This is a genomic window from Ruegeria sp. AL3 (genome assembly GCF_056536065.1).
This window is the reverse complement of record NZ_JBQFJG010000001.1, coordinates 1569421-1592505: the sequence shown is the minus strand read 5'-3', so window position 1 is coordinate 1592505 and position 23085 is coordinate 1569421. Positions and strand designations below refer to the sequence as shown.

The 23085-nt window shown below is 57.8% G+C and carries 24 protein-coding genes and 1 tRNA gene; 5 read left to right on the top strand and 20 right to left on the bottom strand.

Translation table 11 applies throughout. The features are described 5' to 3' along the window. Window positions 1-19: 19 nt before the first annotated feature. The 12 genes from ACR3E6_RS08055 to ACR3E6_RS08000 all read right to left on the bottom strand — a co-directional run bounded on the left by ACR3E6_RS08055 (window position 20) and on the right by ACR3E6_RS08000 (window position 11068). A complete protein-coding gene (locus ACR3E6_RS08055) occupies window positions 20-778 on the bottom strand; it encodes an SDR family NAD(P)-dependent oxidoreductase (protein WP_171638020.1) in 759 nt (252 codons plus the stop codon). Beyond that, complete coding sequence (iolB, locus tag ACR3E6_RS08050) at window positions 775-1581, bottom strand: 5-deoxy-glucuronate isomerase (RefSeq protein WP_171638022.1); 807 nt, start codon at window positions 1579-1581, stop codon at window positions 775-777. Before iolB ends, ACR3E6_RS08055 begins: the two co-directional genes overlap by 4 nt. Before the next feature lie 48 nt (window positions 1582-1629). Next, window positions 1630-2811, bottom strand: a complete 1182-nt coding sequence (locus tag ACR3E6_RS08045) for a phytanoyl-CoA dioxygenase family protein (protein WP_480486633.1) — start codon at window positions 2809-2811, stop codon at window positions 1630-1632. A 50-nt stretch (window positions 2812-2861) separates the two neighbouring features. Further along, entirely contained in the window at window positions 2862-3761 is a 900-nt protein-coding gene (gene iolE, locus ACR3E6_RS08040; RefSeq protein WP_480486631.1) for a myo-inosose-2 dehydratase, read from the bottom strand. Next, window positions 3758-5590: a 3D-(3,5/4)-trihydroxycyclohexane-1,2-dione acylhydrolase (decyclizing) gene (gene iolD / locus ACR3E6_RS08035; RefSeq protein ID WP_480486629.1), complete on the bottom strand. Its 1833-nt coding sequence runs from the start codon at window positions 5588-5590 to the stop codon at window positions 3758-3760. The genes iolE and iolD overlap by 4 nt, the downstream gene beginning before the upstream one ends. 153 nt (window positions 5591-5743) lie before the next feature. Then, window positions 5744-6565 carry an ATP-binding cassette domain-containing protein gene (locus tag ACR3E6_RS08030; RefSeq protein WP_152459131.1) on the bottom strand — a complete coding sequence of 274 codons (822 nt, stop codon included), beginning with the start codon at window positions 6563-6565 and terminating at the stop codon, window positions 5744-5746. 1 nt (window position 6566) lies between these two features. Further along, on the bottom strand, window positions 6567-7673 hold the full coding sequence (locus ACR3E6_RS08025; RefSeq protein ID WP_171118992.1) for an ABC transporter permease: 1107 nt from the start codon (window positions 7671-7673) through the stop codon (window positions 6567-6569). Between the two features lie 69 nt (window positions 7674-7742). Further along, window positions 7743-8663 (bottom strand): sugar ABC transporter substrate-binding protein, encoded by a 921-nt coding sequence (locus ACR3E6_RS08020; protein WP_171638033.1) that lies wholly within the window; start codon window positions 8661-8663, stop codon window positions 7743-7745. A gap of 124 nt (window positions 8664-8787) precedes the next feature. Beyond that, a complete protein-coding gene (gene iolG, locus ACR3E6_RS08015; protein ID WP_480486627.1) occupies window positions 8788-9801 on the bottom strand; it encodes an inositol 2-dehydrogenase in 1014 nt (337 codons plus the stop codon). Window positions 9802-10181: 380 nt separating this feature from the next. Continuing rightward, window positions 10182-10258: transfer RNA gene (locus tag ACR3E6_RS08010), tRNA-Arg, on the bottom strand. 21 nt (window positions 10259-10279) lie between these two features. After that, window positions 10280-10756 (bottom strand): GNAT family N-acetyltransferase, encoded by a 477-nt coding sequence (locus tag ACR3E6_RS08005; protein WP_171638037.1) that lies wholly within the window; start codon window positions 10754-10756, stop codon window positions 10280-10282. Further along, window positions 10757-11068, bottom strand: coding sequence for an ETC complex I subunit (locus ACR3E6_RS08000; protein WP_152459136.1), 312 nt, complete (start codon window positions 11066-11068; stop codon window positions 10757-10759). Between the two features lie 157 nt (window positions 11069-11225). On the opposite strand from ACR3E6_RS08000, the gene ACR3E6_RS07995 reads away from it, so the two are divergent. Both ACR3E6_RS07995 and uvrB read left to right on the top strand, forming a co-directional pair. Continuing rightward, window positions 11226-11483, top strand: a complete 258-nt coding sequence (locus ACR3E6_RS07995; protein WP_171638041.1) for a hypothetical protein — start codon at window positions 11226-11228, stop codon at window positions 11481-11483. Window positions 11484-11497: 14 nt separating this feature from the next. Then, window positions 11498-13684 carry an excinuclease ABC subunit UvrB gene (gene uvrB / locus ACR3E6_RS07990; protein ID WP_480486624.1) on the top strand — a complete coding sequence of 729 codons (2187 nt, stop codon included), beginning with the start codon at window positions 11498-11500 and terminating at the stop codon, window positions 13682-13684. Between the two features lie 60 nt (window positions 13685-13744). Here uvrB and ACR3E6_RS07985 read toward each other — a convergent pair whose 3' ends face one another. Next, entirely contained in the window at window positions 13745-14809 is a 1065-nt protein-coding gene (locus ACR3E6_RS07985) for a DUF4917 family protein (protein ID WP_480486622.1), read from the bottom strand. Between the two features lie 189 nt (window positions 14810-14998). On the opposite strand from ACR3E6_RS07985, the gene ACR3E6_RS07980 reads away from it, so the two are divergent. Continuing rightward, window positions 14999-15706: an ORF6N domain-containing protein gene (locus ACR3E6_RS07980; protein ID WP_480486620.1), complete on the top strand. Its 708-nt coding sequence runs from the start codon at window positions 14999-15001 to the stop codon at window positions 15704-15706. Window positions 15707-15749: 43 nt separating this feature from the next. Next, entirely contained in the window at window positions 15750-16178 is a 429-nt protein-coding gene (locus tag ACR3E6_RS07975; protein WP_480486618.1) for an excinuclease ABC subunit B, read from the top strand. A 5-nt stretch (window positions 16179-16183) separates the two neighbouring features. Here ACR3E6_RS07975 and ACR3E6_RS07970 read toward each other — a convergent pair whose 3' ends face one another. Both ACR3E6_RS07970 and ACR3E6_RS07965 read right to left on the bottom strand, forming a co-directional pair. Then, entirely contained in the window at window positions 16184-16417 is a 234-nt protein-coding gene (locus tag ACR3E6_RS07970; protein WP_171169092.1) for a TFIIB-type zinc ribbon-containing protein, read from the bottom strand. A 157-nt stretch (window positions 16418-16574) separates the two neighbouring features. Continuing rightward, window positions 16575-16997: an excalibur calcium-binding domain-containing protein gene (locus ACR3E6_RS07965; RefSeq protein WP_480486616.1), complete on the bottom strand. Its 423-nt coding sequence runs from the start codon at window positions 16995-16997 to the stop codon at window positions 16575-16577. Window positions 16998-17139: 142 nt separating this feature from the next. Between ACR3E6_RS07965 and ACR3E6_RS07960 the strand changes: the two genes are divergently transcribed. Continuing rightward, a complete protein-coding gene (locus ACR3E6_RS07960) occupies window positions 17140-17622 on the top strand; it encodes a HugZ family pyridoxamine 5'-phosphate oxidase (protein ID WP_210093747.1) in 483 nt (160 codons plus the stop codon). A 3-nt stretch (window positions 17623-17625) separates the two neighbouring features. On the opposite strand, the gene ACR3E6_RS07955 is transcribed toward ACR3E6_RS07960, so the two are convergent. The 5 genes from ACR3E6_RS07955 to ACR3E6_RS07935 form a co-directional block, all read right to left on the bottom strand. Further along, on the bottom strand, window positions 17626-18033 hold the full coding sequence (locus ACR3E6_RS07955) for a universal stress protein (RefSeq protein WP_480486614.1): 408 nt from the start codon (window positions 18031-18033) through the stop codon (window positions 17626-17628). Between the two features lie 65 nt (window positions 18034-18098). Further along, window positions 18099-18425, bottom strand: a complete 327-nt coding sequence (locus tag ACR3E6_RS07950) for an antibiotic biosynthesis monooxygenase family protein (RefSeq protein WP_152459145.1) — start codon at window positions 18423-18425, stop codon at window positions 18099-18101. Between the two features lie 143 nt (window positions 18426-18568). Further along, a complete protein-coding gene (locus ACR3E6_RS07945) occupies window positions 18569-20857 on the bottom strand; it encodes a glycosyl hydrolase family 28-related protein (protein ID WP_480486612.1) in 2289 nt (762 codons plus the stop codon). 138 nt (window positions 20858-20995) lie between these two features. Next, complete coding sequence (locus ACR3E6_RS07940) at window positions 20996-21397, bottom strand: DUF4864 domain-containing protein (RefSeq protein WP_480486610.1); 402 nt, start codon at window positions 21395-21397, stop codon at window positions 20996-20998. Between the two features lie 49 nt (window positions 21398-21446). After that, window positions 21447-23021 (bottom strand): lysine--tRNA ligase, encoded by a 1575-nt coding sequence (locus ACR3E6_RS07935; RefSeq protein WP_480486608.1) that lies wholly within the window; start codon window positions 23019-23021, stop codon window positions 21447-21449. Window positions 23022-23085: the final 64 nt, after the last annotated feature.

The following is a 23085-nucleotide window of genomic DNA, read 5'->3' as shown; positions in this document are numbered from 1 at the left end:
TCTTTCGGTATGGAAAGACTTAGATCGACCCGCCTTCGACCATGAAGTTCCCGGCACTGCACATGGCCGCGTCGTTCGAGGCCAGAAACAGCACCATCCGCGCCACATAGACCGGGTCGATCGGGTCGGGCAGGCACTGACGGTCGATCTGCTTGGCCAGAGCCTCGGGGGTGACCCACAGATCTTTCTGGCGCTGGGTCATGATCCAGCCGGGCACGACCGTGTTGACGCGGATACGGTGATCGCCCAGCTCGCGCGCCATGGTGCGGGTCAGTCCATGCACAGCGGATTTGGCGGTGGCATAGGCAGGGAAACCCGCCCCGGCCTCCCACCACGAATTCGAGCCAATATTGATGATCGAACCTGCACCCCTGGCGATCATTCCGGGTGCCACCGACTGAATGGCAAAGAACATGTGGCGGATATTTGTCGCCATGCGCTCATCCCAGTAGTCAGGCGTGACGTCGCGCCAGTCGTGCCGGTCATCCCGGGCCGCGTTGTTCACCAGAACACCCGCCTCGCCCAGCTCTTCAACCAATTGCCCTATTGCGGCGTTCATCTCGTCAATGTCGCGAAGATCGCATTGGGCGAATGCATGCTCTCCGTCCAGTTCGGAAAGCAAAGCAAGCCCGGCATCGGCGTTGAGGTCCAAAAACCCAACCTTTGCCCCCTGTTCGGCAAAGGCCCGAACGGTTTCCGCGCCAATTCCGCCGGCGCCGCCGGTGATGAAAACAGTCTTCCCTGCGAGGCTTGGGTAATTGGCAAAAGTTTGGCTCATCCGTCACGCTCCATGATCCATTCGACCTCGGGGGCCGGCACGAACCGCCATTTCCGCAGCGGTCCGGCCATGACGTTCAGATAATACATCTCGAACCCATAGGGCGCACCGCAAGGGTGATGGCCACGCGGGACAGTCACAACGTCGCCATCGGATACCGCCATCGTCTCATCCAACTGGCCGTCATCGGTGTAAACCCGCTGGATCCCAAATCCGTTCGACGGGTTCAGGCGGTGGTAGTAGGTCTCTTCCAGATAGGTGATGTGGGGATAGTCATCTTCGTCGTGGCGGTGGCTGGGATAGGACGACCAGTGGCCGTTCGGCGTGAACACCTCGGTCACCAGCAGGCTGTCGGCGTAATCCTCGGCCTCCATCGCGATGTTGTTAATATAGCGTGTGTTTGCACCCTTTCCACGTTCAGTCAGGGTTATCCCGTCCGGACCGATCCGCCGGGCCTCGTGGCCGCCCTTGCCCGGGGCTGAACACACGGCGATCACACAATCGGTTTCGGCCACGGCCTCCCATTCGGTTCCGTTCGGCAGATAAAGGCAATGAGGCGGGGTCTTTTCAAAGACGTTCATCCGCTCGCCCAACACGCCCCAGTCCTGCCCGGCCCCGGTGATCTTTGCCTTGCCTTCGACCATCACCAGAATGACCTCACGATCCGCAGTCCCTTCGTTTGCGCGATCCCCGGCCTTCAGATGATAAAGCCCAAAGCCCACGTATTTCCATCCAGCGCTTGACGGAGTGATGTCATGTACCTTGCCGCGGGTTCCGATCGGTTTCTTCAGCAGGTCTGCCATTCTTGATCTCCTTCTTGGGCGGCCCCCGAGTGCCCGCCTGTGTTGTATTCAGGCAGCTTGCCTTTGGTTCCGGGCCGATAGGGACTGGGCCAGCTGCGCCTGAGTCCATCTTTCCGCAACCGCGCGACGCAGAATATCCGCCTGGCTTTCCGGCGCATTGCCCCCGACCGGGGGGTCCGTGTCCAGATTGGTCGGGAAGGGATAGCCCTCAGCCGTGGCCGCAATTGCGGCCTCCACCTGCGCTGCGTCCAGCGCTCCGCGCTGTTTTAAGGCGATCAGTGACGGGAACACCGCCACGGACATCGCCCGTCGATTTACCGACTCCATCGCGCGCCCGAAGGCAGATGAGATTTGCAGCAGGTTTGCCATGCGATTGATGTTGGCGCTGCTGTTCGCGCCCGCCGCATGGAACAGCGCCGGATTGAAGAACACCGCGTCACCCTTTTCCAATGGCAACTGGATACAGCTGTCTTCGAAATGCGCCCGGTGTGCTTCATCGTGGAACGCCAGATAGCCCGGCGGGTAGAGCTGCGAGAACGGTAACAACTTGGTCGGCCCGCTTTCCACCGGCATGTCACAATGCGCAACCGCCCCTTGCAGGGTCAGCGAGGCCGTCACCAGATGAGCCTGTGCCGGATAACTGGCCGCGCTTTCGGCGCTTTGAAACCCAAGGTGATAATCCCGATGCGCCTGTTGCGCCTTGCCACCGGGGCGCACCTGATTGATCTGCGCGGTCATTTGATAGTTCGGCCCCAGCCACGCCTCGCAAGCCGCTGCAATGGCCACATTCCCGAAATAAAGCGCAAAGCCCTCGGGATCGCGCAAGCACTGTTTCTGCAATGCGTTCCATATCCGGTCATTCGCGCCCGAGGCCGCGAAGTGGTCACCTTCTCCGGCCCCGCCCTGACGTTCTTCCTCGATGATCTGATGGAACACAGCGGTCGCCCGGTCGATCACGGACGTATCCACAAATGCGCCTTTTAGAACGATCACACCCGCAGATTTGTCCAGCACATACGCCCATTCCGCCAGCAGCGCTTTTCTTTGATCAGCCTTCTCCAACGCCGGGCGCAGCGCATGCATATCATAGATCGGAACGTTCTTTTGCACCGATGCGGCATGAGGCACCGCACCGGTTGTCAGGTTTTGCGAGGTCAACACCTTGAATTCGTCCAGATCACAGGATTCCCGGTCGAAATAGCCGACATATCCAAGGTCCTGTTGTACCATGACGCGCTCCTCTCTGATGGCTTCGGTGTTGCCCCGTTTGGGGTGGTGATCTATGGGGTGATCTTCAGCCCGGCCTTGCCGCAGACCTCGACGATGTGGTCATAGCCCATTTTCGAGTACTCGTAGGGCGGCGCCTTGGCCGGGTCCTGCTCTGCCTCGACCACGATCCAGCCGCTGTAATCCATTGCTTTCAGTGCATTGGCCACGGCCTGAAAGTCGATGCAACCATCGCCCGGCACGGTGAACGCGCCCGCGATCACCGCATCCAAAAAACTGCGATTGTTCTCACGCGTGTCCTGTACGATTTCAGGGCGGATATCCTTGAAATGCACGTGATGCACCCGGTCGCCCCAACGGTTCAGCGTGGCCATCACATCGCCGCCACCAAACAGCAGATGGCCGGTATCGAAACACAGGCTCAATTCGGGGCCTGACCCCTCCATCAGCCAGTTCACCTCATCTTCGCTTTCGATGATCGTGCCCATGTGATGGTGATAGGCCATCGGCATGCCCTGATCTGCCATCCATTTGGCAAGCTCGGTCAGCTTCCCCGCATAGGCCAGAACCTCGTCCCGCGACAGTTTGGGGCGATCATTGACAGGCGTTCCAATCTGTCCCTGGACGGTATTGGAGCATTCGGCATAAACGATGCACGGGCTGTTCAGCGCAACGAATTGTTCGACCTGTTCGCGCACGACGGCGATCTCGGCGTACAGGTCGTTGACCAGCGTGCTGCCCGAGCACCACCCCCCACACAGCGCGATGTCATTTGCGTCCAGATAGGCCCGCAACCCTTCGGTGTCGGCGGGCATCCTCTGGCCGCGTTCGACACCTGTATAGCCGATCTCGCGCGCTTCTTTCAGCGCCTGCTCCATCGTGTAAGCTGCGGTCAGGTCCGGCAGGTCGTCATTCTGCCAGGCAATCGGAGAGATACCGATCTTCACGCTCATTTCGTGTTTCTTTCCTTGATGGCGACTTCATAGGCCGCGCGTTTTTCATTCACTTCGGGGCGGGTGCTGACCTCGGGCACCGCCACTTCCCACCAGGTTCCGCCATATTCGGTCGATGGATAGGGATCGGTGTCGATCACCACGACATAGGGGCCTTTGACCTCATCGCGTTTGGCCAGCGCGTCTTCGAGCTCGGCAATCGAACTGACCTTGACCGAAGTCGCCCCCATCGCTGCCGCATGGGCGGCAAAATCGATGGCTGATTTTGTCTCGTGCACAGTGTGGTCGAGAAGGTTGTTGAACTCGGCCCCGCCTGTCCCCATTTGCAGACGGTTGATGCACCCAAACCCGCGGTTGTCCGTGACGACAACAGTGAACGAAATCCCCATCATCGCCGCCGTCGCCATTTCCGAGTTGGCCATCATATAAGTGCCGTCACCGGTAAAGCAGATCACGTCGCGGTCGGGCTGGGCCATCTTGATGCCCATGGCACCGGCGATCTCATACCCCATGCAGCTGAAACCATATTCCATGTGATAGGCTCCGGGGCGTGGTGCCTTCCAAAGCTTGTGCAGCTCACCCGGCATCGTTCCGGCAGCGCACATCGCAACAGTGTTTTCCTTGGCGGCCCGCTGCACGGCGCCGATCACCTGCATATCCGTGGGAAGTGCATTGCTGTCCGCAGGGGCATCCGTCAGCGCATCAACTTTGCCGAACCAATCAGATTTCAATGCCGCGGGCAGATCCGGCGCGCGATGGCCGCCCAGCGCGTCACTGAGTTCATCCAGACCAACCCGAGCGTCGGCCTGCAACGGCATCGCTCCGTGCTTTTCGGCGTCATAGGCGGCGGTGTTCAGGCTGATCAATTCCCGCTCGGGGTTCGCAAACAACCCCCATGACCCGGTGGTGAAGTCCTGAAACCGGGTGCCGACGCCCAGCACAAGATCCGCCCTTGCGCAGATGTCGTTGGCAGGTTCGCCTCCGGTCACACCAACAGGACCAAGGTTGAGCGGATGATCCCAGGCCAATGCGGACTTGCCGGCCTGTGTCTCGGCCACGGGGATATTGTGTGCCTCGGCAAAACGCTGCAACGTGGCGGTTGCGTCCGAATAATGCACACCTCCGCCGGCAACGATAACGGGGCGCTTGGCGGCCTTGATCGCGGCAACGGCGCGCGCCAGTTCCCCCTCATCCGGGCGAATGCGGCGCTGATACCAGACGCGCGGCTCAAAGAAGCTTTCAGGATAGTCATATGCTTCGGCCTGCACATCCTGACAAAAGGCCAGCGTCGCCGGGCCGCAATCCGCCGGGTCCGTCATCGTGCGGAAAGCGCGCGGCAGAGCCGTCAGCAGATGTTCCGGGCGGGTGATGCGGTCGAAATACCGGCTGACCGGTCTGAAACAATCATTCGCACTGATGGTTCCATCCGAGAACACTTCGGGTTGCTGCAAAACCGGATCGGGGCCACGCGTCGCAAATACATCGCCGGGCAGCAACAAAACAGGCAGACGGTTCACGTGGGCCAGAGCAGCGGCCGTGACCATGTTGGTGGCCCCCGGTCCGATCGACGATGTCACCGCCATGGCGCGTTGCCGACCCAACTGCTTGGCATAAGCAATAGCGCTGTGTGCCATGGTCTGTTCGTTGTGACCGCGATAGGTGGGAAGACTGTCTTTCACCCCATGCAGCGCCTCGCCCAGACCGGCCACGTTGCCATGGCCGAAGATCGCCCACACACCTGCGATGAACGGCTCTCCGGCCTCGTTCATCTGCGCGCCCAGATAGCGCACCAGAGCCTGCGCCGCGGTCAATCGGACTGTTTTGCTCATCATGATCCCTTTCAACTCGGAGCCGCCATCGGCGGTCCGCGGGTTTTCTCATTTGCGAAGGTGTCAGGCCTTTTGCCAGAGCCTGAAATCAGAGTGGCGTCAGGTGCCACCGCCCGATGGATGCCCCCCGTGAGGGCATCCGAGTGTCTTGCTTTAGACAGTACCGCCCAGCGATCCCTCAAGCTCGGCCATTTCCTGACCACCGGCCATCAGGTCCTGCAACTCTTCGGGTGTGATTTCACCGCGTTTGGCAGTGCCCAGAGTTTTGCCGCGGTTCAGTACGGTAAAACGATCGCCCACCGCCAGCGCATGGCGCACGTTGTGGCTGATGAAAACCACGCCGACACCCTGGCTGCGCACCCGGTCGATCGTGGCAAGAACATTCGACGTCTGACGCACACCAAGCGCCGAGGTCGGTTCGTCGAGGATCAGGATCTTGGCGCCGAAATACACCGCCCGCGCGATGGCCACAGTCTGACGTTCGCCGCCGGACAATGTCCCAACCGCCTGATCCGGTGCGCGCAGATTGATGCCCATCTTGCGCATCTCTTCCATGCAGACTTCGTTTGCATGATCCACATCGAACCGCTTGAGCAACCCTTTGCCCTTTGTGGGTTCGCGCCCCATGAAGAAATTGCGCGTCACGCTCATCAGCGGGATCATCGCAAGATCCTGAAACACGGTCGCGATGCCCGCTTCCATCGCATCGCGCGGCGTGTCGAAATGCAACGGCTGGCCTTCGAACAAAATCTCGCCCTTGGTGGGTTTGTGAACCCCGGACATGGTCTTGATGAAGGTGGACTTGCCCGCGCCGTTGTCGCCCAGCAGGCAATGGCATTCCCCGGGCTTGACGTCAAAGCTGACGCCAGCAAGTGCGATGATATTGCCAAAGTGCTTTTCGATGTCTTTCATCTGAACGATGGGCGCCTGATCGTCGACGGCATCGCCATGGTGGAACTTGGTGTCTTCGGTCATATCAGCGCTCCCCGGTTACGCGCTTGCGGATCGCGTTGTTGAACAGAACGGCAATCAACAGCATGGCACCCAGGAAGACCTGGAACCAATCCTGATCAAAGTCGGTATAGGTCAGTCCGATGACGACCATTCCAAAGATGATCGAGCCGAAGAAAGCCCCGATGGCCGAGCCGTATCCGCCGGTCAGCAGGCAGCCGCCGATCACCGCGGCGATGATCGCCTCGAATTCTTTCTGGAACCCTCGCCGCGCATCGGTCGAGCCTGCGTCCATGACGGTAATGATCGCCACAAGGGCGGCACAGCACGCCGTCAGCATGAACAGTGAAACCTTGACGCGGTTCACCGGTACACCCGAATTGGATGCAGCCGTGCTGTCACCACCCGAGGCGAAAATCCAGTTCCCTACCGGGGTACGCAGCAGAACGTAGGTCGCCGCCAGTGTAATGACGATGAACCACAGGATTTCGACCGGAATACCCGGGACCTTGGGCGCGCCGCTTTTGAATGTATCGATCATGCCGTTGGCGGCCAGCCATGCGAACAGGCTGCCGAATGCTTCGCCCGAAAAGAAGGGGGCCAGCCAGTCGTTTTCGACCGCGTCGCGCACGCCGCGCAGTTGGGTCGAACCGCCTGTCGCCATTTTCAGCCCCACCAGTGACAGGCCACGAAGGATGAACAGAAACGCCAGCGTTACAATGAACGAAGGCAGGCCCGAACGGATCACGATATTGCCGTTGACCGCACCGACACAGGCCGCAAATACGAATGTCATTGGGATGGCAAAGATCAGCGGCAATTGCCAGGTCACGACGCAGACGCCGAAAAACAGCCCCGAGAACGCGACCATCGATCCGATCGACAGGTCGAACTCTCCACCGATCATCAGCAGTGCCGCACCGATCGCCAGGATACCCAACTGTGCCGCAGGGGTCATGAAGTTCATGACACCGGCAAGAGTGAACATCGATTCATCTGCGGTGATCGCAAAGAACACGAATACCAGAACCGCCCCTGCAATGGCGCCCAGCTCGGGTCTTTTCATCAGTTTGGTCAGGAACGGTTCTTTCTTGACCCTTTCGTCCGACAGGACGGGCGCTGATTCACTCATGGTTTCCTCCCAATTCGGTGAGACCGGCGCGTTGGCGCCGATCCTGTTGTTTGTCGGATCGCGCCGAAATCAGCGGATACCCTGCGCGGACAGTTCGATGACCTGTGCGGCCTTGTCCTGAGTGATCAGGTTCGGACCCGAAGGCACGTCGCCGCCCGGCATCAGGCCGTATTTGGCGTGCAGACCCATGAAGTTCACCGACAGGTAGCCCTGAAGGTACTGCTGCTGGTCAATGGCAAAGGCCGCGTCACCATCCACGATTGACTGGAGGAAGTTGGCCGACAGGTCGAACGAGGCAACATTCAAATCCCGCCCCGAGGCTTTGGCCGCGGCGACCGAAGGCTCGCCGGCCGAGCTCGCGCCCAGCGCCATAACGGTATCGACGCTTTCGTCAGCGGCCAGCGCGGCGGCAACTTTGGACTCGATCTCGGACGGATCGTTCGAGGTCGGCAGAACGGTTACTTTACCGCCAAACCCTTCGGTGAAGCCTTCACAGCGCAGGTCAAGTGATACGTTGCCGACCTCGTGGTTGACACAGATCGCATTGGTTCCACCCATCGAGGCCAGCTTTTCACCAGCCGCCTTGCCCGCATCATATTCGTCCTGACCCACATGCAGCAGAGCGCCCAGTTCCTTGGCCACTTCCGCACCCGAGTTGATCGAGATCACCGGGATACCGGCGGCAACCGCACGTTCGATTGAGGGGCCAAGCGCATCGGCATCCGGGATCGAGACGATCAGTCCGTCAGGCTCCTGGTTCACGGCGGCGTCGATCAGCTGCGACATGGCAACCATGTCAAAGGTCTCAGGTGCACGATATTCCACATTCACACCGACATCTTTTCCGGCCTGCTCTACGCCGTTCTTCACGACGTTCCAGAATGCGTCATTGGCCTGGCCATGCGACACGACCACGATTTCCTGCGCAAATGCAGGTGTGGCCAAGGCCAGTGCCCCTGCAGCAAGCGCGCCTTTAACGAATTTCTTCATTTCAGTTTCCTCCCAATGGTTCAGTCTGATCTTCTGTCGGGGTACCGGCCCCAATCATCCGGCTGTGCCGAATCTCAGTGGCTGCGGCGCTGGGCCGAGCTGGTATTAGTTTGAAGAATTTCGATCATTTTGCAACCGGTTTCAAAATCTCTTCCATCCGAACGGGCTTTCCCGTCTGCGCTGACAGGGTCGCGGCCTCGGCCATCGCCAGCGCTGCAACACCGTCCTTCAGCGTGACCGGAACTTCGGATCCACTTTCAACAGCGTCGACAAATGCGGCCCATTCCACACGGTAAGCAGGCATGTAGCGTTCCAGGAAGAAATAGGTCGGCTTGGCCCCCACCACACCGTCCGCCGTTGACTTTACGACAGTGTTTTCCAGCATGTTCTGAGCCTGTAGCAACCCCTCGGACCCCAGCAGTTCGACCCGCTGGTCATAGCCATAGGCCGCGCGCCGCGAATTCTTGATGACCGCGATGCGGCCATCCGCGTAAGTCATTGTAACTGCAGCTGTATCCACATCCCCCGCGGCGCCGATTTCAGCATCCACAAGCGAGGACCCAACCGCCGAGATCGTTTCGGGAACGTCCCCCATCAGGAAGTTAGCCATGTCAAAATCATGGATCATCATGTCCCGAAACAAACCGCCAGACACCTTTACGTAGCTGACAGGTGGTGGCGCCGGGTCAAAAGATGTGATCGACAGGAGCTCTGCCTTGCCGATCTCACCCGCATCCAACCCCGCCTTCAAGGTCGCAAAATTGGGATCAAATCGCCGATTGAACCCTATCATGACCGGCTTGCCGCGTTCCGCGACGGTATTCAGACAATCCGAGGCGCGCTTCAGGTCCAAATCAACGGGCTTTTCACACAGGACGGCTTTTCCTGCGCCTGTCGCTGCTTCAATCAGGTCAGAATGCGTATCTGTTGGAGTTGCAATCAGAACCGCGCCGATTTCCGGATCCGCAATGATCTCTTCGGAACTGCGCGCCTCGGCCCTATGATCACTGGCAAGGCTGGCCGCGGCCTCGGTCAAGGCATCGGAAACAGCAATGAGTTTGCTGCCCGGATGCAATGCAATCGCCTGCGCATGAACACGCCCGATGCGCCCGGCACCCAACAATCCGACGTTCAACATACAGATCTCCCGAATCTTGTTGTTGCGCGCAACAATGATTCTATTTGCAACCGGTTGCAATATTTTTTTCGCCACCTTGGCGCTTTTACGGCCCAGGCCCCAAATCACCCTGAAAAATTCGCGTTATGATCCCGGATCCTGATCCGCCGGCTGCAACCCACACGCTGAAATCCGCGCATTGGCCATCCTACGGGAATCCCCCAATTTCGGAACATGGTGAATCAGGTTAATGTTTGGTTAAGGAACACACACTACCACTCTGTGACCCCTTAGAAGGGCTGGCATGACCCCCTCGTCCAGCCCTTCATACCTCACCCGACAACCGCGAAGAAACAGCCCGCATGCGGCCTGACGTGTTCATCGAAATCGAAATTCGAGAATGGCGATCCCTGAAGGACTCGAACCCTCAACCTGCTGATTAGAAGTCAGCTGCTCTATCCAGTTGAGCTAAGGGACCGCTGCACCCTTCTTGCGGTTTTTACGAGCGGGGTTCAAGAGCCAAGCGCATGAATGCGCTGTTCGGATCGTCACTGTACCCAAAGATCGGTCCGCAATAGGAATAACCCAACGCTTCGTAAAGCTTGCGGGCGGCATCATACTCTGGAAGATGCTCTGCCCCGGTTTCCAAAACCAAAGCTTTGACGCCTTCTGCGCGCGCCAGATCGGCCAGATGAGCCATCATGACACGCGCCAGTCCGCGCCCCCGTGCCTGTGCGAGGATATGCACCGATTTCACCTCGGCCGTGCCATCGGGCAACAGCTTCAAGGCGCCGCAGCCCAAAGCCTGCTGATCGTCGTAAATCGCACAGAATCGAATGCCCGATCCGGCCAGTGATTCTGCACTCATCGTATGGTTGCTTTCCGCAGGGCCGGCCGATTCGCTGTGAGCGAAATGAGCTTCCACTATCGGGCGCAACACGTCCGAGGTCGGGTCTGCCTCGCGAATTTCGATCATTCAGTGTGTCCAGGGCCCACGGCGGTCGGTGGCGAAGTTTTCTCCGTATCCGCGTGCGCGCAGGTTGGGTTTGCGCTTATGCGGCTCGCTGACCTGCGCATCGATGCCATTGTCCCTGGCATAATCCATCGCCTCTTTCTTGGTGTCGAATTTCAGGCGTATCTGGGTTTGCGTGTCATTGGATGATGTCCAGCCCATCAGCGGATCAACCTCACGTGCCGAAGCGGGGGCATATTCCAGAACCCACTTGCGGGTCTTGGCCATTCCTGAAGTCATCGCATTCCTTGCAGGCTGGTAAATCCGTGCGCGCATGTCGCCTCTCCGTACTCACTTGGCTGGACCTGTTTATGCGTCAGAGCGCAGCCCGGGACAAGACAACAATTGTCGCGGATTGTCGAAGCAAGCCAATGACAGAAACTGTCATCAGGGCCAACTATGATCTTCGACAAGTCAGCCGAAGGATAAGCAGATGATCCATCGTGAATGCATTCTGGACGTCAACGCAAACCCCGGGAACAACCGGGCGATGCCCTCGACCGAAGCCCATGCCGTGATCGCCGGCAAACCGATGATGACGAAGGCTCTCATCGGCGACCTTGCCGCGTTGGCCGGCAAGGTTGGCTCGGATCACAATCCGGATGCGTATCTGCCCAGTTTCAAAACTGGGGAATTTGTACCGGATCAGCCCTTGCAGTTGGACAAAATAAGAACAAATGTAGGGGCCTGATCCGGAGCCTGCCCATGCCATACGCCCATTCCGACAAGACTCAAATGACAACCGAAGATGTTCGGGCCCGCCTGAAACTGGAAGGCGGCAAACGGTTTGTCATGCATACGGAGTTCGCCCCCGCAGGAGACCAGCCAACCGCGATCAAGGAACTTGCAGGCGGCATTCTGGATGGAGAGCGCGATCAGGTTCTGTTGGGGGCGACCGGTACGGGCAAAACCTTCACCATGGCCAAGGTGATTGAAGAAACCCAACGCCCGGCCATCATCCTCGCCCCCAACAAGACATTGGCGGCGCAGCTTTACGGAGAGTTCAAGGGGTTTTTCCCGGAAAACGCGGTCGAATATTTCGTCTCCTACTACGACTATTACCAGCCCGAGGCCTATGTCGCGCGATCGGACACGTATATCGAGAAGGAATCGCAGATCAACGAACAGATCGACCGGATGCGCCACTCGGCCACGCGGGCGCTGCTGGAACGCGACGACGTGATCATCGTGGCCTCGGTCTCGTGCATCTATGGCATCGGCTCGGTCGAGACCTACGGGGCGATGACACAGGATCTGAAGGTCGGACACGAATACGACCAGCGGCAGGTGATGGCCGATCTGGTGGCCCAGCAATACCGCCGCAACGATCAGGCCTTCCAGCGCGGCAGCTTCCGGGTGCGGGGCGACAGCCTTGAAATCTGGCCTGCCCACCTTGAGGATCGCGCCTGGAAATTCTCGTTCTTCGGTGAAGAGCTGGAAAGCATCACCGAATTCGATCCGCTGACCGGCGAGCGCGCCGCGACGATGGAACAGGTGCGCGTCTATGCGAACTCGCACTATGTCACGCCGAAACCGACGATGCAGCAGGCGATCATCGGCATCAAAAAGGAACTGCGTCAGCGGCTGGATCAACTGGTGGGCGAGGGCAAGCTGCTCGAGGCGCAGCGGCTGGAACAGCGCACCAATTTCGACCTCGAGATGCTCGAGGCCACCGGCGTCTGCAACGGGATCGAGAACTACTCGCGCTATCTGACCGGCCGCGCGCCGGGCGAGCCGCCCCCGACCCTGTTCGAATTCATCCCCGACAACGCCATCGTTTTTGCCGACGAATCCCACGTCAGCGTGCCGCAGATCGGCGGCATGTATCGCGGCGACTACCGGCGGAAATTTACGCTGGCCGAACACGGGTTCCGCCTGCCCTCCTGCATGGACAACCGTCCCCTCAAATTCGAGGAATGGGACGCCATGCGCCCGCAATCCGTCTTTGTCTCTGCCACCCCGGCGAAGTGGGAGATCGAACAGACCGGCGGTGTCTTCACCGAACAGGTGATCCGCCCCACGGGTCTCTTGGACCCCGAGGTCGAGATCCGCCCGGTCGAGATGCAGGTCGACGACCTGCTGGACGAGGTGCGCAAAGTTGCCGCCAATGGCTTCCGCACGCTGGTCACCACGCTGACGAAACGCATGGCCGAGGACCTGACCGAATACCTGCACGAACAGGGCATCAAGGTCCGCTACATGCACTCGGATATCGACACGCTGGAACGCATCGAAATCCTGCGCGACCTGCGGCTGGGGGCCTTCGACGTGCTGGTGGGCATCAACCTGCTGCGCGAGGGGCTCGACATCCCCGAATGCGGCCTGGTCGCCATTCTGGACGCCGACAAGGAAGGCTTCCTGCGGTCCGAGACCTCGCTGATCCAGACCATCGGCCGCGCCGCCCGCAACGCCGAAGGCCGCGTGATCATGTATGCCGACCGTATCACCGGCAGCATGGAGCGCGCGCTGGAGGAAACCAATCGCCGCCGCGCCAAGCAGATCGCCTATAACGAAGAACACGGCATCACGCCCGAGACGGTGAAGAAGAATGTCGAGGACGTTCTGGCCGGGCTCTATCAGGGCGACGTGGACATGAACCGCGTCACCGCCACCATCGACAAGCCGATGCACGGCGCCAACCTCGAGGCCCATCTGGACGGTCTGCGCGACCAGATGCGCAAAGCCGCCGAGAACCTGGAATTCGAAGAGGCCGCCAATATCCGGGATGAGATCAAACGTCTGGAAGCGGTCGATCTGGCCGTCGCCGACGACCCCATGGCGCGCCAATGGGCGGTCGAGAAAGCCTCGGAAGACGCGGTGAAATCACGCGGACGGTCAACGGCTGGCAGGCCGGGGCAGCGGGGTGGGAATGTGAAGCGGAGGAAGAGGTGATACGACGAGCTGTTTGATATGTTCCCAAACGAACGTCTTTGGTACCAATTTCTTTAGATTCTAGCCCCAAACTGCTGCGCTCGTAGCGTCGTAAAATTTCACTTCCAAGGGATTTCCAACACCTCTGTTCTCTGCCATTGCCTGAGCCTTGGTGGCAATCGACTGATTGGGCGCACTCCTCGGATCGCCGTGCAAGCTCACGTAGATGGTTTTGCACCTACCTCGAGCAATCTCCCTCAAAATGTGATTATCATTGTCAGCCAACGAGTGACCATGAATGAACAAACAGCTGTTTTTCTGATCAACGTTAGCTCTGAAACTTTTCAGGCACTGAAATAGATACGCGTTGTGTTGGATTTTTATGGCTTTTTGTACTGTGTCGCCTTCTGCGACAAATAATGGAAGCCGACCTGACATCATCGCTTGCCAAGATTGATCTTTCAGCCTCTCATCTTTTCTAATCCACGTAAATTTTTGAAGTTCGTTTCCAGCATCGAACAGGTGAAGTGCGCCGTGGAGATAATAGACGTTCGAACGCATTCGACTACCTTCACCTTGCCAAGTAACGTAGTCCTCTTTTTGACGTGGATCATCATCTCCAAAGCCATCAACTGATTTAAGATCAACTTTAGATCCGTCAGAGAATTCAGTGTGCATCAATGTCCAATATAGCAGCAAGTCGTAGTTCAATGTGTAGACGTTGCCACTGGCGCTAGTGCCTATGAAGTTATTGAGAAAATGCCGACAATGGAGAAACTCATCTTCATCCAAGTCGAACGGCCCATCTGGGTGGTTTCTAGTCACAGTTCCAATTAGTATTTTCTTCAGATCGTCCGCATCCTTCTGCATCGCTTGTCTTGGGCTCGAACTGCTTGGATAGTAAACTTTTGCAATCGACGCGGCGTTCTCAAGTGCTTTGATTGCAACTTCAAAATCTGTTGTTCTCAGTGCTTTGAAAACGTCTGGTAGATTGGGGTTCTTCGAGAAATCTGCATTATCAAAAAGCGATCCATAGGTGAAAATCTTCGGTTTACAGGCAATGCTAAATCCGTTTCCGAGCAGTAGGTGACGTTTATTGTAAATCGAACTATCGTCGAGCGCCTTTTGGAATGTAAGCAATTGCATTTATTGATCCAATCGGAGTTGTCTAAATAATATCCATCTGAGACCTAATGCAAATATCACTTTGAAAACTCATGCAATGGTAGAATTTGTCGCGCCTAAATACTGCCTTAAGATGGCACAATCCGGGTTGCAGCCCAGCGCCCTCTCCTCCACGTTTGAAATCACAAATTGTGATTCCAAACGGTTGCCATGACGAACCCGAAGACCCTGCCCAGCACCCATGAAGTCCAAAGCGCCATTCACCGGGTGCGCGGCACCCGCGTGGTGCTGGCCGAGGATCTGGCGCAGTTCTACGGAAAATCCGTCAGCGCGTTCAATCAGGCCGTCTCGCGCAACAAGGATCTGTTCGAGGGCTACCGCTTTCAGCTGACCGATGCCGAGGTCGCCGATTTGCAATCACAGGATGTGATTTCAAAACCCAAGGGCCGTGGTGGGCGGCGGGTCAATCCTTGGGTCTATACGGATTACGGCGTGGCCATCGCCTCGGCCCTGTTCAAGGACCCGCGCGCGATCAAGATCACCCGGATGATCACCGAGGCCTTCGTTGACGGCGCAAATGCGCTGGCAGAGACCCCGCGCAGCGTGCCGGAAATCCTGCCGCCCGAGAACGCCCCGACCCCGCTGTTGCCCAATGGTGAGCAGTTGCGCGATCTGGCCGAAAACATCCTCGATTCCGGGCAGCAGAGCCTTGTCGATTACATCGCCAACCCCACCACCAAGCGCCAGCAGGCCGTGGCGACAATCATGAAGACCCTGGCCGAAACCGCCGGCGAAGAGGTGCGCACCCAGCACGAGCGTCTGCGCCTGCGCATCGCTGAACGGTTGGCTGCGGGCGATTATGCCGATGATGACGACCGCAAGGGGTTGCTGGACCTGCTGAATGCGATGAAAGGCTGACGCAGCCCTTGCCCCGGACCTTTCGGCCGCTAGACTCCGCACCATGCGCGTTGTCCTGTTATCATTGATCCTCGGAACACCCGCCGCCGCGTGGGAAGCAACGGTGGGCCAGATCTGCACCCTGTCACACGTGACGGACACGGCAGAGATATTCCTGACCTATGACCCCGCAAAGCCGCTCTATACCCTGTCCGTTACCCGCAAGACCGAAGGTTGGACCAATACCCCATGGTTCGCGATGCGGTTCCAGGGGCCAAACCCTATCGAAATCGCCACTCCGCATCATGTTCTGTCCGACGGTGCATCGATGCTGACGGTTACCGATACCGGATTTGGAAACGTGCTGGACGGGCTGGAATACAACCTGACCGCCTATGTGTTTACGCAGGACAGGGTGAGTGAATTTCCCTTGGACGGTGCAGCGCCCCAGGTTCGCATTTTCCGCGAATGTGCCGGGGCCCAGCTGTCCTAACCGGGTCAGAAATCGAACAGATCTTCCAGAAAGCCGCCTCTTTTCTTTTTCTTGCGATAGCCGTGATCCGCCCGGTCATCGTAGCCGGGTTGTGGCGGAGAATACGCTGTCGAACGCTCGATGATCTTGTCCAGTTCGCCCCGATCCAGCCAGACACCTCGGCATTGCGGACAATAGTCGATTTCAACCCCGTTTCTGTCCGTGATGACCAGTTGAGTTCCGTCAATCGGGCATTGCATCATACGATCTCCTGTTTTGCCATCCATATGAGATGGGGTTGATCCGCTGCATTGCCATCCCACTGTTACATGACGCCCGTTCGCTTGAGGCTAACTGGATGACACAGGCAACCGGCCCCGGCCCGAGCAGATTTTCTGGACTTCGCGATTACAACCGTCAGGGGCGCACGAACTTGGCCGTTCCAAGAGACCGCTGTTGCGGTTCGGGATTGTTGTGAACTGGCGGCGCAGTTGCCCGGGGCGGGCTGGTAGCGCCACAGGCGACCCCGTCGCCATCCGGGTCATTACGCTTGTGATAACCCGCCTGCCCCTCGTAAAACGGCCCCACCCCCAGCGACTGCGTTGCATCACACCCTGCCAATGCGATCAGGTGGATCACCGCCTCTTCCCGCTCAAATTCGGACAGGCGCAGAAAAACACCCGTGGCGATCAGCACGGTGGTCAGCGGCAACAACAGAACCATGACCAGAATGCGTATCGGAGACAGCGCATGCCTGCGCGTCGCCTCTGCGCGCCGGTGTCGTCTGGACGGCCGCGGCTTCGGATCAGGCGTATCCTGCGAGGGTTTCTTGAACAGCATTGTCTGATCTGTAACGTCGATTTGTGGCAAAGCCGAGGCAATCCCATATCGCTGAGGTAAAACAAATGGCGCAATCCATTTCAGGCACTTAAAATGACAGGGAACCGTCATCTGCCCGATTTTTTGCTGCCGAACCGATATCGTGACCCAATCCGATCCTTATCAGACGCCCGACGCAGCGGCGCGCTTGCAAGCACAGGACCTTCTCTTTCAGGCCAAATTTGCCGCGCTGGCCTTTCTGCGCCCTGACACCGGGTTGCCGTCTGTCTCGCGGATCGCGCTGGCCACGGATGAAGCAGGTTGCCCTGTTTCGCTGATTTCAACCCTTGCGGAACACACGCGCGCGCTGAGCGCTTGTCCCAACTGCGCCCTTCTGATCGGAGAGCCCGCAGACAAGGGCGACCCGCTGACCCATCCGCGCCTGACATTGCACGTGATCGCTCAGCCAGTTCACCGGGACATGGCAGGCTATGGTGACTTGCGCGACCGGTACTTGGCGCGACGGCCCAAAGCGAAACTCTATATCGATTTCGCCGATTTCGGACTGGTCCGGTTCGCCATCCAAGACGGCCTTTTGAACGCCGGATTTGGCAGGGCCTGCCGCCTTACCGCACAGGATTTCTAGCCATCAGCGGACCACATGCACGGCACATGCCGCATGACGAACGACATGAGACGCGGTAGAGCCCAGTAGCAGGTCCTGCATCCCCGGCCGGTGGGACGCAATTATGATCAGATCGGGTTTGTTCGCCTCGGCCCAATCCAGAATGGTCCGGCCGGAATGTCCTTCGATCACCAAACCCTTTGCATTCGGCAGCTGCGATGCCAGTTCATCCAGTTCTGCCTGAATCGCCTTGCGCGCCTCTGTCAGGTATTCGGACGGCATGTACGAGATTGCATAGTTGGGAATATGCTCGACCACATGCAACAATGTCACCTGCGCGTCTGGCGTGGCCAGAATCCGGGCCAGCTTCAAAGGCCCGGATGTATCTCTTTCAACATCGAACGAGATGGGGACCAGAATGTTGTGATACATGATGTGAGCCTCCGTTTTTGCAGGCTAACTTTGAAACAGATACGAATTGCAGGCTTTGATTCAGGTCAGGAACTGCCGAATGTCTCAGCGACGTCATACATGACCGGTTCAAAGCTTTTGCAGAGTTCGTTGATCTTGCGGTTGCGATCGCGCATTTCAGGCGTGCGCAGCATGGCAAGGAAATCTTCGCGGCGTTCCCATTGCGAATAGTTTGCTATTCGGGTTTGCGCGTCATTGACGTGCAGCCCGGCGGAAACGAAACCTGGCTGCTTCGAAATGAATTCGGCATAGGCATCCGTCAGAGCTTCCAGAAGGTCCTGACAGGTGCCGGGCGTCATTTCAAAGGTCGTGATAACTGTTTGAACACTGGCGTTTTTGGCGATTTTCAGCATCGGGATTCTCCACTTTCTGTCCCAAGCCTAACACATCAAAATGAAACGTCGCCTATTTCCTGCCGTTCTTGCAAACCGGGTCTTTCATTTACAGTCAGATCAGAGTGAAATGGCCACCCGTTTCGGGGTGGCCAGACAGCCTTTTAACGTTCCATGCGCATCAAAACCGAGGCCGTACCCTTTACATGCTCTGGCCAACGCAACAGAAAACTGTCGCCTGTCGCCCCCTGTTCGACCTCAACATGAGGCGCGCTGAAGACGTGGTTGTTGAACACCCCCGAGAGCACACCGATCGTCGCAACCCCATCGCAGCTTCTTGCTTTGCCGTCGAAAGGCAACTGCCCGTTTGCCGAAACAGGCCAAAGATTGGACACCGAGTTCTGCGTATAACGAACCCTCAACGGGTTTGCGGATTTCCTTGTTACGCCATGATACGTATTGTTCTGGAAGGTCACGTTCGAGTGCCTGTCTTTGTTCAAGTCGGCAAAGCTTGTATCCACCCGATCCGCTCGAAAGATTTCACCGCTCGTGGCACGGAACTTGTTGCCGGTCACGACCAGGCCATTGAGAAAATGCCCGGGCCCATAGGGACGAATGACGATGAAACTGAACCAGGACGGGGCCTGACTGGAATAAAAGATGTTGTCCGTGATGCTCATTGCACTGAACGAAAAGCCACTCGTGTAGGTCGGCGACGGGTCGCGTTCATTCGTCCATTCGACGAAACAGTTGTCGACATAATTCTCGGCGATAGTGGAACTGTTGTAGGTGCCGATCATGATCAAACCGGCCGTACGCACACCTTGCGGGATGCTATCGCCCTGAAAGACATGGTTGCCCAGAATCATGTTGTTGTCACCGCCCAGAACAGCGAAATGTCTGAAGCGCACGGCTCGGTTGTGGCGCAGCTTCACATCGTTTGAATTGGTATTCAACGCAATGGAATATCGGTCCGTGACGACAAGGGATTCTTCTGCTGACAGGAACTGGCAATTATCGATTAGCATACCCTTGCACCCCGTTCCGGTCGACGTGATCCCCCGGTTTTTCGGGCGGCTGATAAAACAGTCGCTCAACGAAAACGTACTGCCGGAGGCCGCCAAACGAATTCCGCTGCATCGGCTGTTGCACTGAAATTCGATCTGTTCCATGCCGAATTTCCGAAGCGTGCTGAAGCCGCTGAAATCCAGCAGGTACTTGAGTGAATAGAATGTGAAAGACTGGGTCCCCGAAGCCCCCACAAGAGGCGCACTCAGTGTGATCTCACCCGCACCGACATTCTTTGACCGTACATAGATTTCGCGCCCGACTCCGCTGCCGGCAACGTAGGACCCAACAGGAATGTTGGCGACATTCGCGACATTGGTCAGACGCGTTTTGTCCGACGGATCATAGGTCGCAGTCGAGGTGAACGTTTCGGTATCCCACGCCGAACTGCTTTTGACATCAAACTGACCATTCCGGATCACGCGACGGGTTGAAAAACCACTCTGCTTGTTGGGAACCGCTGCGGCCATGTCGATCGGCGCGGTGACGGAAATCTTGCGACCACCCAAATCCAGCGAGTCATGATCCGAATTGTTCAGAAGGGCCTGAAACGCTTTTTTGAACGCCAGTTCTTCGTCTCCGAAAGCCGAGATGTAAGCCGGCAGATGGAAATCCTTTGTCAGCAACAGCATCTTGTCATCCGGCATGGTGACTGTGCCTTCAAAGTCCATTTCGGACGTCATACTGGTGTTTTCGGCCAGATGATAAGTCCCTTGCGGAACGTAAACCCGACGGCCACCCGCCGCCTGATCGGCCGCTTCAAACGCAGCTGAATCATCCGTCACACCGTCGCCGATGGCCCCATAGTCGCGCACATCCACAACACTGATCATCTCACGCAGGAAGACACCGGTGACATCCGTGATCTCCAGGTCGTCGACACGCACCAGCGCCCCATTCGCGCCCTCAATATCCAGACCAAAATGGCCATACAGGGCGGCCAGCATCCAAGGCATGTCCACGCCGGGGCGTTTGCCGGTTCCGACAATCGCCGTTATTTCATGCACTCCTCCATAGCCTGACAGCTGTGTTGCAGGCCCCTGCTCCACAACACCTGACACATGCGTGTCCCCCGCGCCCCCGGCCCAGGCCGCTATGCGCACCGACGGCAAAGGGCCGCTGATCGCCTTGACCCGCGCTTTGATCTGCAAATAGCAACCAGGCAAAATCGGCGTCTGGCCCATGTATCGAAGCTGTTGGGTGGTTTGGACTTTCAGGATCTCCAGACAGCCACCAAAATCGGCATCCGCAGGCACGAAAACCCCCGTGCCGGATCCACCATATGTGGGCGAGCCGGGCGTTCCGTCCCCCGCAGACCAAACGTTCAGGCCATTCGCGAATTGAGGCGGCATGAAGACGATGCCGTCAGTGATTGCCTTGTTCATTGAAAACCCTTTCTAAATCGCGCCACGCCAATCTGGCGACGCGTCCAAACCCCGTGTCCAGGTCCGCCCCGAACGCGTCAGTCTGAATACCGAAAGAGAATTAACCACGGCTCATATCACCGTGACGGTGGTGTTGCCTCAGGCCGCAGGGTCAGCGTTGCCCAACAATTGGACGCCATTGATTTTCCAACCGTCCTCCAGAGGGATCATCTGATAGTCCAATATGTGCACACGCCCATTTGCATCCGTGATCATCACCTTCTGCCACAAGGCTCCTGCAATTTCACGCAACTCCAGAAAACGTATGTCGGCAGGACGCCAGACCATCGGATATCCATTGCGCACCATCTGTCCGAAATTGTCGGGGTTCTGAAAAAGGCGCTGGATGCTGGGGCTGGCAAAGGTGAAGGCCGTGGCAAAATCATCCGCCTTGAAGGCCTGTATCTGCGCCGAAATGTTTGCTTCGATCTCTGCGTTTTGCGCAAACGCGCCCGACCCCAGCCCAACACTCAGGGATACAGCAAGCAAAAATCGACGCATGGGGCCACCTCCTGCAAAAAAGAGTAGCCCCATAGGGGATCAGGTCAAATCAGACCAGCTCTCCGGCCAGCGCCTTGTCGATCAGGCCAATTGTCTCTGGCACACCGTACAGCGCGATAAAGCCGCCAAAACGCGGGCCCTGCGATGCACCCAGAAGCACTTCGTACAACGCCGTGAACCAACCGCGCATGGGGTCGAACCGCTCACGCCCGATGGAATAGACCACTGATTGGAGCGCCTCGTCCTCGGTCGGGCCATCATAAGCCTCAAGCGCGGCTTTCAGCGCTTCCAGCGCCTCGCGCTCCTGATCCGTGGGTGCGCGATGTTTGCGCGTTGGTTTGACGAAATCGTTGAAGTAGCGAACCGCAAAGCCCGCGGCCTGATCCAGATCGGGATGGCTTTCAGCCGTTGCTTCCGGCGCATAGCGGCGAATAAAGCCCCACAGCGTCTCCTTGTCTTCCGCGCCCGAGACCGACGCCAGGTTCAGCAACATCGCAAACGGTACGATCAGGGTCGATTCTGGAACGTCGCCACCGTGAATGTGCCAGACCGGATTGTTCAACTGAGCTTTCAGGTCCTGCCCCGGATAGGCGCGCAGCTGCTGATGATACTCATCATAGGCTCTCGGGATCACGTCGAAATGCATCCGCTTGGCCGTCTTGGGCTTTTGGTACATGAAATACGCTAGGCTTTCAGTCGGCGCATAGGTCAGCCATTCGTCAATCGAGACACCATTGCCCGACGATTTCGAGATCTTCTGGCCATTCTCATCCAGAAACAGCTCATAGCTGAAATGCTCGGGCGCGCGGCCGCCCAATGCACGGCAGATCGCGTCATAGATCTTTTCGTTGGTAGCATGTTCTTTGCCGTACATCTCAAAATCGACACCCAGCGCTGCCCAGCGCGCCCCGAAATCCGGCTTCCATTGCAGCTTCACGTTGCCACCGGTGACGGGAACGGTCCATTCCTTGCCGTCTTCATCATCGAATGTGACGGTATAGGTCTCTGCACACACTTTCTTCATCGGCACATACAGAACCCGACCGGTTTCCGGGTGGATCGGCAGGAAGATCGAATAGGTCTGCTGGCGTTCTTCCCGCAGGCTTTTCAACATGATGGCCATCACGTCGTCATAGCGTTCAACTGCACGCTTCAGAATCTCGTCGAATTGGCCCGAGCGATAGAAATCACGCGCCGAATAGAACTCATATTCGAATCCGAAGGTATCGAGGAACCGGCGCAGCATCGCGTTGTTGTGCTCGCCGAAGCTGGGGTATTCGCCAAACGGATCGGGAACCGAAGTCAACGGGCGCTGCAAATGTTCCTCAAGCGCCTCCGGGTTGGGCACGTTGCTGGGCACCTTGCGCATCCCGTCCAGATCGTCTGAAAAACAGATCAACTTGGTCGGCATGTCCGAAAGCGCCTCGAACGCGCGCTTGACCATCGTGGTCCGCGCGACCTCGCCGAACGTTCCGATATGCGGCAAGCCAGACGGGCCGTAACCAGTTTCGAACAGCACATACCCCTTTTCCGGAGCGCCCTTCTGATAGCGTTTGAGCAACCGGCGCGCCTCTTCAAAAGGCCAGGCCTTGGACGACATCGCGGTTTCACGCAGTTCAGACATTTCAATGTGCTCCATCGGGGAAAGTGCCGCGGTCACCCCATGCAACCGGACCGGCCCCTCCTAT